Source organism: Streptomyces sp. NPDC104371 (assembly GCF_055583785.1).
In genome coordinates, this window is record NZ_JBVJNF010000001.1 from 461262 (window position 1) to 473498 (window position 12237).

Genomic DNA, 12237 nt, shown 5'->3' on the forward strand with positions numbered 1-12237 from the left:
GCCACCTCCGACGAATATCACGAAGAGATAACGGGTCTAGCCCAAAAGTGGCACCTCGTTCACCTTCTCGTTGACAACCGGCCCCCTCCGGTTCCTTGTGCGAGAGCACTGTGTGGGGCGTGAGAATGACAATCGTCGGAGGCGGCGTGGTCGGCACCATGCACGCCTGGCAAGCAATTCAGCGCGGCCACGAGGTCGTACAGATCGAGCGCGAGACCGAGGCGCGCGGAGCTTCGCTGCGCAACTTCGGCCAGATCTGGGTCAGTGGCCGAGCGGGTGGTGAGGAGCTCGACACCGCCCTGCGCGCACGGGAGATGTGGGAGGAGATCGGGGCGAAGGTGCCCGCGCTCGGGTTCCGGGCCATCGGCTCCCTCACCCCGATCCGTACCGAGCTCGAACTCGCCGTCGCCGAGGCCGCGGTGGCCCGCGAGGACGCCGCGGCCCGTGGCTACCGGCTGCTGGCCCCCGCCGAGGCCCGCGCCGTCAACCCCGCCCTGCGCGGCGAGTTCATCGCGGCCCTGCACTGCGCACGCGACGCCGCCGTGGAGCCGCGCACCGCGCAGCGTGCCCTGCGCGCCGAGCTGGAGAAGTCTCCCAACTACCGCTTCCTGGGCGGCCGTGAGGTCCGCGAGGTCACCGGTACGGCCACCGTCCGTGACGACCACGGCGACATCCACTCGGGCGACGCGGTGGTCCTGTGCACCGGCGCCTGGCTGGGCGGCCTGGTCCGCGAACTGGCCGGCCCCGACCTGCCCGTGCGTCGCGTCCGCCTCCAGATGATGCAGACCGACCCGCTGGGCGAGCCGCTGACCACCTCGGTCGCGGACGGCGACAGCTTCCGCTACTACCCGGCGTACAAGTCGGCCGCCCTGGACGAGCTGAACGCCCGGCAGCCGCAGGCCAAGACAGCCGCCGAGAACCGGATGCAGCTCCTGATGGTGCAGCGCGCCGACGGCGGACTGACCATCGGTGACACCCACGAGTACGAACACCCCTTCGCGTTCGACACGTTGGAGGACCCCTACGACCATCTCACCCAGGTCGTGGAGTCCTTCCTCGGCCGCCCGCTGCCGAAGATCCGGCGCCGCTGGGCCGGGGTGTACGCGCAGTGCACGGACAGCAGCCGCGTCGTGCACCGGCAGCAGGTACGCGACGGCGTCTGGCTGGTCACCGGGCCCGGTGGGCGCGGTATGACCTGCTCCCCCGCCATCGCCGAGACGACCGCCAACGAACTGGGCTGGTGAATCAGTTGACCCACAACACCCCCCACCGGACCGACGCGACCGGTACGACCGACGCGGTCCAGGACATCCGTCTCGTCGTCCTCGACATGGCCGGCACCACTGTCGCCGACGGCGGCCTGGTCGAGCGCGCCTTCGAGGCCGCCGCCGTCGAACTCGGCGTCGAGCCCGGCACGCCCGACCACGCCGAGAAGCTCGCCTATGTCCGCGCCACCATGGGCGAGTCCAAGATCTCCGTCTTCCGCCATCTGTTCGGCACCGAGGAGCTGGCCCAGCGCGCCAACGCCGCCTTCGAGAAGGCGTACGGCGACCTCGTCGACGGGGGCCTCATCGAGCCGATCCCCGGCGCCCGCGAGGCCATCGAGGAACTTCAGCGGGACGGCCGTACCGTCGTCCTGACGACCGGCTTCGCCCGCGTCACGCAGGACGCCATCCTCGACACCCTCGGCTGGCACGACCTGGTGCCGCTCACCCTCTGCCCCGCCGACGCTGGCGGACGCGGACGGCCCTTCCCCGACATGGTGCTGGAGGCGTTCGTACGGACGAAGGCGGCCGACGGCGTGCGCCAGGTGGCGGTCGTCGGTGACACCTCGTACGACGTGCTCAGCGGTGTCCGGGCCGGGGCGGGCGTGGTCGCCGGGGTGCTCACCGGCGCTCACGCGGAGGACGCTCACCGCGCCTCGGGCGCCACCCATGTCCTCGCCTCCGTCGCCGAACTCCCCGCCCTGCTCAGGGGTATCGGCTGATGGGTATCCGCTTCGACGGCGTCTCCGTCGCCTACGGCGGGAACACCGTCCTCGACTCCCTCGACCTGACCGTCGAGACGGGCGAGGTCATGGCGCTGCTCGGGCCGTCCGGATCCGGCAAGACCACCGCGCTGCGGGCGGTCGCCGGGTTCGTACGGCCCACCGCCGGGCGGGTGTTCCTCGGCGACCGGGACGTCACCGATCTGCCGCCCTACCGGCGGGGCATCGGCATGGTCGTCCAGCAGTACGCACTCTTCCCGCATCTCAGGGTCGAGGACAACGTGGCCTTCGGACTCAAGGCGCGCAAGACCCCCAAGGCGGAGATCCGGGAACGGGTCACCGAGGCGCTGGAGATGACGGGCATGGCGGCCTACGCCCGCCGCCACCCGCGCGAGTTGTCCGGCGGCCAGCAGCAACGCGTCGCCATCGCACGGGCGTTGGCCATCCGGCCCGACGTCCTGCTCCTGGACGAGCCGCTGTCCGCGCTCGACGCCCGGCTGCGCTCCGACATGCTCGCCGAACTGTCCCGGCTGCACCGCGAGTTGCCCGATGTGTCGATCCTCTACGTCACCCACGACCAAGTCGAGGCGCTGACCCTGGCCGACCGGATCGCGGTGATGGACAGCGCACGGCTCCAGGCGTGCGGCACACCGAGGGAGCTGTACCGGGCGCCCGCGAACGCGTTCACGGCGTCCTTCGTCGGCAACGCGAACCTGCTGCCGGTGACGGTCGGCACGGGCGGAGTCGCCTTCGCGGACACCGAGTTGAAGGTGGCCACGGCCGAGGCGGCACCGGGAGCGACGGCCACGCTGTGCGTACGACCGCATCTGGTCGGCCTCGGCGCGGGCCCCAACCGGCTGACGGGCACGGTCTCGGAGATCCAGTGGCGTGGCGCCACCCACCGGCTGTACGTCGAGGTGGACGGCCATCGGGTCATGGCGGACGTCCCCGAACTGCGCACGCCGCCCGCCCATGGCGACGAGGTCACCCTGCACTTCGCGCCCGAGGACGCGGTGTTGCTGACCGCGGGAATCGCCCATGACTAGCTCGACCAGAAGGCTGCTCTGGGCCCTGCCCCCCGTGGCCCTCCTCGCCGTCTTCTTCCTCTACCCGCTGTTCCTCGTCGTGCGGCAGTCCGTCCAACCGGACAGCGGCGGCACCTCGTTCGAGCCGTACACCGACGTCTTCGCCTCCGGCGCCTTCCGCGACGCCCTGTGGACGACGGTCTGGCTCGCGCCCGCGGCCACGGTCGGATGTCTGGTCCTCGGGTTCTTCCTCGCCCTGGTCATCGCCTTCGTACCGTTCCGGGGCGCGAAGGCGGTCGCCAAGTTCATCGATGTCTTCCTGTCCTTCCCGTCCTTCCTGATCACGCTGGCCCTGCTGTTCATCTACGGCACGGTCGGCATGGCCAACGGGGTGTGGACGGACGTCACCGGGGCGGCCGAGGGGCCCTTCCAGTTCCTCACCACACCGTGGGGCGTACTGCTCGCCGAGATCACGTACTTCACACCGTTCGTGATCCGGCCACTGCTCGCCGCCTTCTCGCATCTGGACACCGCGCAGTTGGAGGCGGCCAGTTCGCTGGGCGCCCGCGCGCCCCGCATCATCCGGCAGGTGATCCTGCCCGAGGCGCTGCCCGCGCTCGCGGCCGGCGGCAGCCTCGTCCTCGTGCTGTGCCTCAACGAGTTCGGCATCGTGCTCTTCACCGGGGCCAAGGGCGTCACCACGCTCCCGATGCTCGTGTACAGCAAGGCGATCCTGGAGTCCGACTACCCGGGCGCCTGTGTGGTCGCCGTCGTCAATGTCCTGATCTCCGTGGGGCTGTACGGCCTCTACCGGGTGGTGAGCCGTCGTGCTGGTGCATAGCCGCGGGACGAGATGGGCCCTGTGGACCCTGTTCCTCGTCCTCTTCATCCCCTTGTTCGCCCTGCCCCTGCTCGTGGTCCTGGCCGCCTCGTTCGCCACCCACTGGTCGAGCGTCCTGCCCTCCGACCTGACCACCGCCCACTACAGCGCGGCCACCCGCGGTGAGGCCCTCCAGGCCCTGACCACCAGCCTGGTCACGGCCGCCACCGCGAGCCTGATCGCGCTGGCCGCGGGCACCTGGGCGGCGCTCTCGGCGGCCTCGCTGCCCAAGCGGGTGCGCCGCGTGCTCGACGCGCTGTTCGTGCTGCCCGTCGCCGTGCCCTCGGTCGTCGTGGGCCTCGCGATCCTTGTCGCCTTCTCCCAGCCGCCGATCCTGCTCAACGGCACCCGCTGGATCGTGATCGCCGCCCACGCGGTACTGGTCACGGCCTTCGCCTACCAGTCGGTGTCGGCCGCGATCGTCCGCCTGGACCCGGCGTACGAACAGGCCGCCGCCTCCCTCGGCGCCCGGCCCTCGTACGTCCTGTGGCGGGTCAAGCTGCCGCTCCTGCTGCCGTCGCTCACGGCGGCGGCCGGGCTCTGCTTCGCCCTGTCCATGGGCGAGTTGAGCGCCACGATGATGCTCTATCCGCCGGACTGGACACCGCTTCCGGTGCTCATCTACGCGGCCACCGACCGCGGTTCGCTGTTCGCCGGGTCCGCGCTGGCCGTGGTCCTCATGGCGGCGACCCTGCTGGTCCTGCTCGCGGTCTCGCGCATCCGCACGAAGGCCTCGTACCGGTAACACGCTCCTCCTCCCAACGTCCCTCCCCCGCAAGGAACTCACTGCGCCATGTCCAGGAAAACCCTCAAGATCGCGATCGCTCTGACCGTCCTCGCCGCGCCCGCGCTCTCCGCCTGCGGCGGTTCCTCCGCCGCCTCCGACGAGAAGGTCGTCACCGTCTACAGCGCCGACGGCCTCAAGGGCGAGGCCGGGGACGGCTGGTACGACCAGGTCTTCAAGGACTTCGAGAAGCAGACCGGGATCAAGGTCAAGTACGTCGAGGGCGGCTCCGGCGAGATGGTGCAGCGCGCCGCGCGCGAGAAGAACAACCCGCAGGCCGACGTGCTCGTCACTCTCCCGCCGTTCATCCAACAGGCCGACAGCAAGGGCCTGTTGCAGAAGTACGCCCCCAAGGGTGCCGACCAGGTCGGCAGCGCCGACAAGGCGTCCGACGGCACCTGGACCGCCGTCGTGAACAACTACTTCGGGTTCGTCTACAACAAGAAGGAGCTGCCGAAGGCCCCCACCACGTGGGAGGAACTGCTCGACAGCGGCTACAAGAACAAGCTTCAGTACTCCACGCCCGGTGTCGCGGGTGACGGCACCGCGGTGCTGATCAAGGCGCTGCACGACTTCGGCGGCGAGAAGCAGGCGATGGAGTTCCTCGGCAAGCTCCAGGCCAACAACGTCGGCCCGTCCGCCTCCACCGGCAAGCTCGCCCCCAAGGTGGACAAGGGCGAACTCCTCGTCGCCAACGGTGATGTGCAGATGAACTTCGCCCAGTCCAAGGACATGCCGAACCTCGGCATCTGGTTCCCGGCCCGCGCGGGCGGCAAGCCCACCACCTTCGCCCTGCCGTACGCGGCCGGCCTGGTCACCAAGGCCCCGCACAGCGAGAACGGCAAGAAGCTCCTCGACTACATGCTCGGCCGGACGGCCCAGGGCCAGGTCAGCAAGATCGGCGGCGGCTTCGCGGCCCGCAAGGACATCACGGCCACCGACCGCAACGCGATCGCACTGTCCAACCTCATGGACGGCGTCCAGACCTTCCAGCCCGACTGGAACGACATCGACAAGAACCTGACGTCGTACATCGACGAGTGGAAGTCGGCGACGGGAAGCTGAGCCCGCGAATGCCGTCGGCACCCTCCGGTCTCCAGGGTGCCGACGGCATCGGACGCAGTCAGCCGCGTCTTCCTCCACATCAGGACGTCTACGCGCACGCGGACGAGGCGACGATCCGGCGTGCCCGCGGGCTGGCCGCCCTGAAGAGCCTGTTCCTCATGCTGATGGGCCAGAACGGGGACCGAGGCCTTCCTGGCGGCAAGCCGACATGGGGACCCGCAGGCCGAGCAGCACTCGGTCGTGTGCTGAGAGGCATGTGACAGGTCTCGCCTCAGCGCCGCCGACTAGAGCGACCGCAGAGCGTGGTCGAGGTCAGGGCCGTAGTTGCCCCAGCACCGGATGTCACCCGTGTCGGACACAAGGTCGCCGAGATACCAGTCGCCGTCGTCGGCCCGTACCGCGCAGAGCCCGTTGAAGTTGATCGCGCAGTCGGCCCGGAGGGGTTCGCCGTCCAGAGTGACCGTCCCGACGGCACTGAGGAGATGGGCCTGTGGACAGCCACTGACGCGCTGGATGTCGGCCATCGTCCACGGCTCGGGCAGACGCTCGTCGCGGGGCGACGCAGCCGGGAGCAGTTCCACCACGGCGTGGCCGAGGCGCGGCCGGATCCACTCACCGTCACGTTCCGTGCCGAGCACACCGCCGAGGAAGGCCATGTCGCGTGTGCCGGTGGGTGTCTCCCAGCGGAACGGGACACGGGAGATATGGGAAGGGAAGTCCCGCCCGCCGGTGGTTCCCGGGCCGAACGACTCTTTGGGAATCGGTCCGTCGGCGGTGTACCGGTGGGCGAAGAAGGCACTGATCCAGCCAGTGACCGTATCGCCGCCGGACAGCGACTCCCACTTGTAGAGCGAACGCCAGAACTGCTCGTCGACGCCCCACCCCGAGGCCGTCGCCCAGATCGAGTCCAGCACCGGGTGCAAGGCGGCGAACCACGGCCGCAGGCCCTCGAACCACCCTTCCAACTCCCGTACCCGCGCCGCCAGCAGACGCCAGTCCCGGTCCGTGCCCTCCAGCCGGATCCGGGGAATGCCGCAGAGCGTGACCCAACGGAAGCGGTAGTACGGGCTGACCACATCCATCAGCGCCACCAGCGCGGCCGTGGCCTCGGCGGAGGTGGTGGTCGAGAAGGCGGGCTGCAACAGGTCCGCCACCTCGTCGCCGATACGGGCCCGCAAGGGCTGTTGGACCAGGTCGATCGAGCGCCCCCAATCCAGCGGGGCCAGGTCGTCGCGGACGGCGATGGTCTGCCGGTACCCCGGCGTCTCGGTGAACAGCCCCGCGTACGTACCGGAGTTCAGGCGGACATGGACGGCCACCTCGTGCACGACGGCGTACCAGAGCAGGTCGGGCGAGAGGCTCAGCGGCAGGTGAGCCGTGAAGCACAGGTGAACGGCGCGCAGCAGAAGGCTGGAGGTGGAGTCGCTGATCTCCGGTACGTCGGTGGGCCAGCCGAGGAGGCGATCGGTGCTGCGATGGTGGAAGCGCGCCTCGTCGCGGAGCACAGCCCGCAGGAAGCGCTCGTTGCCGAGTTCGGTGAGTTCGGAAGCGAGTCGGGCTGCCTCCGTGTCTTCAGCAAGTGGCAGGTCTATCTCGAAGGCCATCCGTATCCCCCAGGCGCCGGAATCCGTGAACGGCCCTGATCTTAAGAGGCCGGGTCCTCACACACCGATGATCAGCGGGAATTGCGGACAGGACAGCGATCGGATACACATGGCGGCCGAAGCCCCGCCATGAGAGCGCGGGGCACGACAGCGAGAGGAGGGACAAGCCGATGACTGCCATGATCACCGCGCCTGTGTCCTCCCGGGGCGCGGACCGCGTCTGACCCCCCGGAGCGGACAGGCGCCTTCACCGGAGCGTGCCTTGACCGTGGAACCGTACGACCTGACCATGCGTCCGATCAGCGGACGCGAAGAACTCGACCTCTTCTCCCAACTCCCTTACGTCCTCGACGAGGAACTGGCGGACGACCTCGCCGCCGGACGCCGACGTCCGGAATGGATGTGGGTCGCCCTGCGCGGTGACCGTCTCCTCGCCAGGGCTGCCTGGTGGAGCCGACCCGGCAGCGACACACCCTTCCTCCTGGACGTCCTCGACCTCGACGAGAGTGCCTCGACCGCCGCTCAAGTCGACGTCGGCGTACGGCTGTTGCGTACCGCGATGGCCGCCACTCTCCCGGACGGGTCGCCACCCCCTGAGTACAGCCGTTTCATCCCGCCGGACTGGCGTGAGAACACGGCGACCCGACAAGCGGTCGAAAGCCGCATGGCGGTACTGGAACGAACCGGCGCCCGGTTGTTCGTCGAGCGGCTGCGTCTGGAATGGCGGCCGACATCGCCAACTCCCCAGCGCGGCGAACGCCTTGCATTCCGCGCCCTGCGCGATGCCGAGGAACTCGTGTCGCTGATGACCTCGGTTCTGGACGGCACTCTGGACGCGCACAGCCGTGACGACCTGACCCGAATGTCCGCGCGGGAGGCGGCAGTCAAGCACTACGAGGACGAACTCGCGCGCTACACAAGCCCGCAGGACTGGTGGCGCATCGCGACGCTCCCCGACGGAGAACCCGTGGGGTTCGTCCTCCCGGCCCACAACGGCTACAACCCGATCATCGCCTACATCGCCGTCCTCCCCGCACACCGCGGCAACGGCTACATCGACGACCTGCTGGCCGAGGGCACCCACATCCTCGCCGAGCAGGACGTCCCCCGTATCCGCGCGTCCACAGACCTGGGCAACGTCCCCATGGCGAACGCCTTCCGGCGCGCGGGGTACGTCAACTTCGGGCGGGAGATCAACATGACCTGGAGCTGACGTCAGCCGAGTTCAGCCCTCAAGGCGCTGTGCGAGTTCGATCAGGTCATCCAGCACCAACACCCGCCCGCCGAACCCGGGAAGGGGGACGTGCAACGGCTCGGTCCAGCGGGCGGGGATCGCGTCGAGTCCGTACCAGGCGCCCGCGAGGCCTCCGGTGACCGCGGCGACCGTGTCCGTGTCACCGCCGACGTCGACCGCCGCGCGGACCGCCTCCTCGAAGCCGGTCGTGCTGCGCAGAGCCCAGACCGCCGTCCCCAGACAGGGCCAGACCGCACCGTTGAACTCGGTCGCCTGGTCCGGATGCCAGTCAGCGGCAAGGACGGTGGCATACCGCTGTCGGTGGTCGGCGTGGACGAGATCCAGGATGTCGGGGACGGCGGTGCGGGGGTCGGCACCCGCGAGCGTGCGGCGGATGAGTTCGTGGAAGATGGCGGTGCCTTCCCAGGCAGCGCGGTCGCCATGGGTGAGCGCGGCGATGCGCCGGGCTGCGTCCATCGTCGCCGACTGCCCGGCGGACGCGAAGTAGACCGCGGAGGTCGACGCTCTCATCAACGAGCCGTTACCGGCGGCTTGTTGATTGATCTGGAAGTGAGTCGCGGCGGCGCGGTCCCACGGCATGCCGTTGGTCAGCACGTCCTCGGTCTGGAGGCCGATGTCCTTGGGACCGCCTGCCGCCCACCGCTGGAAGCGGGCGAAGATGTCCGGCAGGTCCAACCCGCCCCGCTGGAGCAGCGACTCCGCGACGAGAACGGCCATCTGTGTGTCGTCCGTGGCCTCACCCGGTTCCCAACCGCCGCCTCCGCACATCTCGCCGCCGTGCCCCGGCTTCGGGAACCGGGCGGAGAACGCACCCTCGGGTCCGAACTCGAAGGGGGCGCCCAGCGCGTCACCCACCGCTGAAGCCACAACAGTCGCGACAGCTCGCTCCATACGCTTCATCCAGGCAGGCTATCGGCGCCGTACGACAGCCTCACAGCCCACCTCTTCACCCCAGGAGCCTCGGCGTCGACGGGTAGGCGACTGAAATTCAACCTTCACGAGCAACGGGGCTGTTCGCCATTGCCCCCGCTGTTAGGCTCCGCCCATGGGACCACTGGAACCAAAGGTTGACCAGCTCATAATCGCGGTGATCTGTTTCGCGGTAGTCTTCTTCACCTTCGCGAAACTCCTGTTGCCGCGCATCAACAGCGCCCTTGAGGCCCGGCGGGACGCTATCGACGGCACTCGCGACGAGAGCGAAGCCATCCATACGAAGGCGCGAGAGATTCACGCCGCGTACCAGGCCGAACTCTCCGAGGCGCGTCACGAGGCCGCCCGCATCAGGCAGGTCGCGACCGACGAGGGACACCTCCTCATCCAGCAGGTCCGGGCCGAGGGGCAGCGGCAGCGCGATGAGCTAGTGGCATCCGCCACGGCACAGTTGGAAGCCGATCGGATCGTCGCCGAGGCGGCGCTCCGGGAGGATGTGCTCAGGCTGGCCGTCGATCTGGCCGGACGCATCCTGGGCGAGCCGATCGCCGATGAGCGCAGGGCACAGGAGATCGCCGACGCGTTCTTCGCCGAGGTGGACGCCACCGCCGCGACGAAGGCGTAGTCGACGAGGGCGTAGTCACCGTCGCCGCTCCGACGCTGTGCCCCCTGCCCGCCTTGCCACCGTGCTCCCGGATGTGGTCCAGCAGCGACGCCGGGCAGATGACCGTGGCGAACGTGCCGAGATCACCTTGCCGTACTTCTCGTGGTACCGCTCAAGTGCTGCCGTCGATCACCGCGCTGTAGACGGCAGTTGCCCGAGTCGATGGCGCAGGCGTCCGTCGTGGACTTCGGCGATCTGGTCGACGGCGGTGAGATGGGTGCGGTCGTGGGTGACCAGGACGGTCGCGGTGGCCCGCTGGTGAGTGAGGCGGGTGATGAGGTCGAGGACGGCGGCGCCGCGTTCGTGGTCGAGGGCGCTGGTGGGTTCGTCGATCAGGAGGACGGTGGGCTCGTTCATCAGGGCGCGAGCGATGTTGACGCGTTGCCGCTGGCCGCCGGAGAGCTGGTGGGGGCGGCGGTCGGCCTGGCCGACCAGCCCGACCGCGTCGAGGAGTTCGAGGGCGCGGGGGCGGGCCTTGGCGGGGCTGCGGCCGTCGAGCTGGGCCATCACCTGGAGCTGTTCGGCGGCGGTGAGGGAAGGCAGCAGGTTGGGCTGCTGGAAGACGATGCCGATCTTGTGGCGGCGCAGGTCGGTGAGTTCGCCGCGGCTCATGCCCGTGGTGTCGGTGCCGTCGATGGTGACGGTGCCGGCGTCGGGGGTGATGAGGGTGGCGGCCACGGCGAGAAGGCTGGACTTGCCGGAGCCGGAGGGGCCGACCACGGCGGCGAGGGTGCCCTGGGGGACGTCGAGCGTGACGTGGTCGAGGGCGGTCAGCCGGGTGTCGCCGTCGGGGTAGGTGAGGGTGATGTCGGTCAGGTCGAGGCTCATCGGGCGCTCCCCAGGGCGGTCAGCGGGTCGACGGAGGTGATGCGGCGGATGGACAGGGCGGCCCCGAGCGCACCGAGGAGGATCATCACGGCGGCGGGCAGCAGGACGGTGGCGGGGGTGAGGAGGAACGGCACGGTGCCGCCGGAGACGAGGGCCCCGAGGCCGGCCGCGATGCCGGTGCCGATCAGGGTGCCTCCGGCGAGCAGGATCACGGCCTGGCCGAGCGCGTCCTTGAGGAGGTCGGCGGTGGAGGCGCCGAGTGCTTTGAGGACCGCGATGTCGCCGCTGCGCTGGATGGTCCACACGGTGAAGAAGGCGCCGATGACGAGAGCGGAGATGACGAACAGGAAGCCGCGCATCAGTTGCAGGGAGCCGTTCTCGGAGGTGTAGGAGCCGATCGCGGACAGGGAGTCGTCCTTGGACACCGTCTTGGTGCCCACTGCCCGGTCGGCGGCCTCGGTGTCGGCGCCGGAAGCGGTGTTCAGGGCGATCACGGTCGCGGTCGGGCCGCTGCCGCCACTGGTGGGGGGCGTGGTCTTCCGCCAGACGTCGAGGCCGGTCCAGACGACCGGGGTGTAACTGAAGGAAGCGTGTCCCCGGACCGCGGCCACGGTCAGATGCTGACCGGCCAGGGTGAAGGTGTCGCCCGCCTTGATCCCGAGCTCCTCGGCGGCTGTGGTGGAGAGCACCACCGACTCGCTGTCGATCTTGTTGCCGTCCGGGGCGAGGCGGGAGCCCGGCTGGACCCCGAAGGCGGAGACCCCGATGCTCCTGTCCCCGGCGGTGGCCTTGGTGGTGGTGACCCCCAGCGGTTCGGCGCTGATGACCCCAGGGGCCGTGGACCACTGCTGCCACTGCTTCTCCGTGACGGTGGAGTTGGAGTACGACACGTCCTGGCCGCCGCCGGGAGCCTGGAAGGCGATCTTGTCGGCGGACAGGCCGGTGATGGCGGAGATGTTCTGCTGACCCAGCCCGGCGGTCAGCCCGGACAGCAGCCCGACCAACAGTGTGATGAGGACGATGACGGTCCCCATCAGGGCGAAGCGCCCCTTGGCGAACCTCAGATCTCTCCAGGCGACGAACACGGCTTGGCCTGCCCTCTCTGGCACGGTGGAATCGGTATGCCCCCACCATCGCCGCCGCCTCCCGCGCGGGCATCTGGCCACAGAGGGCACTTCCCGGGCCGAAGGACGGGACGCGAGTTGTAACTTTCGA

General features: G+C 69.6%; 12 protein-coding genes and 1 pseudogene. 9 read left to right on the forward strand and 4 right to left on the reverse strand.

The features are described from left to right. Positions 1-125 precede the first annotated feature (125 nt). The 7 genes and pseudogenes from ACZ60T_RS02175 to ACZ60T_RS02205 form a co-directional block, all read left to right on the forward strand. The gene (locus ACZ60T_RS02175; RefSeq protein WP_469663687.1) at positions 126-1244 is read left to right on the forward strand and encodes a TIGR03364 family FAD-dependent oxidoreductase; all 1119 of its coding nucleotides are present in this window, start codon (positions 126-128) and stop codon (positions 1242-1244) included. An 86-nt stretch (positions 1245-1330) separates the two neighbouring features. Next, positions 1331-1987 (forward strand): HAD family hydrolase, encoded by a 657-nt coding sequence (locus ACZ60T_RS02180; protein WP_469664717.1) that lies wholly within the window; start codon positions 1331-1333, stop codon positions 1985-1987. Beyond that, positions 1987-3033 (forward strand): ABC transporter ATP-binding protein, encoded by a 1047-nt coding sequence (locus ACZ60T_RS02185; protein WP_469663689.1) that lies wholly within the window; start codon positions 1987-1989, stop codon positions 3031-3033. Before ACZ60T_RS02180 ends, ACZ60T_RS02185 begins: the two co-directional genes overlap by 1 nt. Next, positions 3026-3853, forward strand: coding sequence for a 2-aminoethylphosphonate ABC transporter permease subunit (locus tag ACZ60T_RS02190; RefSeq protein ID WP_365632116.1), 828 nt, complete (start codon positions 3026-3028; stop codon positions 3851-3853). Before ACZ60T_RS02185 ends, ACZ60T_RS02190 begins: the two co-directional genes overlap by 8 nt. After that, positions 3840-4637, forward strand: a complete 798-nt coding sequence (locus tag ACZ60T_RS02195; RefSeq protein WP_365632119.1) for an ABC transporter permease — start codon at positions 3840-3842, stop codon at positions 4635-4637. Before ACZ60T_RS02190 ends, ACZ60T_RS02195 begins: the two co-directional genes overlap by 14 nt. A gap of 48 nt (positions 4638-4685) precedes the next feature. Further along, a complete protein-coding gene (locus ACZ60T_RS02200) occupies positions 4686-5741 on the forward strand; it encodes a 2-aminoethylphosphonate ABC transporter substrate-binding protein (protein ID WP_365632122.1) in 1056 nt (351 codons plus the stop codon). Positions 5742-5824: 83 nt separating this feature from the next. Further along, a pseudogene (locus ACZ60T_RS02205) lies at positions 5825-6001 on the forward strand (aminoglycoside phosphotransferase); the annotation flags it as partial. Positions 6002-6025: 24 nt separating this feature from the next. Here the strand turns inward: ACZ60T_RS02205 and ACZ60T_RS02210 are convergent. Further along, complete coding sequence (locus tag ACZ60T_RS02210; protein WP_469663692.1) at positions 6026-7345, reverse strand: DUF4419 domain-containing protein; 1320 nt, start codon at positions 7343-7345, stop codon at positions 6026-6028. 289 nt (positions 7346-7634) lie between these two features. On the opposite strand from ACZ60T_RS02210, the gene ACZ60T_RS02215 reads away from it, so the two are divergent. Continuing rightward, positions 7635-8558, forward strand: a complete 924-nt coding sequence (locus tag ACZ60T_RS02215) for a GNAT family N-acetyltransferase (RefSeq protein WP_469664719.1) — start codon at positions 7635-7637, stop codon at positions 8556-8558. 12 nt (positions 8559-8570) lie between these two features. On the opposite strand, the gene ACZ60T_RS02220 is transcribed toward ACZ60T_RS02215, so the two are convergent. Further along, positions 8571-9500: an ADP-ribosylglycohydrolase family protein gene (locus ACZ60T_RS02220; RefSeq protein ID WP_469663694.1), complete on the reverse strand. Its 930-nt coding sequence runs from the start codon at positions 9498-9500 to the stop codon at positions 8571-8573. 145 nt (positions 9501-9645) lie between these two features. Here ACZ60T_RS02220 and ACZ60T_RS02225 point away from each other — a divergent pair, with 145 nt between their 5' ends. Then, entirely contained in the window at positions 9646-10155 is a 510-nt protein-coding gene (locus ACZ60T_RS02225; protein WP_365632137.1) for a F0F1 ATP synthase subunit B family protein, read from the forward strand. A gap of 168 nt (positions 10156-10323) precedes the next feature. Here ACZ60T_RS02225 and ACZ60T_RS02230 read toward each other — a convergent pair whose 3' ends face one another. Together ACZ60T_RS02230 and ACZ60T_RS02235 are read right to left on the reverse strand one after the other, a co-directional pair. Next, on the reverse strand, positions 10324-11022 hold the full coding sequence (locus ACZ60T_RS02230; RefSeq protein WP_469663696.1) for an ABC transporter ATP-binding protein: 699 nt from the start codon (positions 11020-11022) through the stop codon (positions 10324-10326). Then, positions 11019-12107, reverse strand: a complete 1089-nt coding sequence (locus ACZ60T_RS02235; protein WP_469664721.1) for an ABC transporter permease — start codon at positions 12105-12107, stop codon at positions 11019-11021. Before ACZ60T_RS02235 ends, ACZ60T_RS02230 begins: the two co-directional genes overlap by 4 nt. Positions 12108-12237 lie beyond the last annotated feature (130 nt).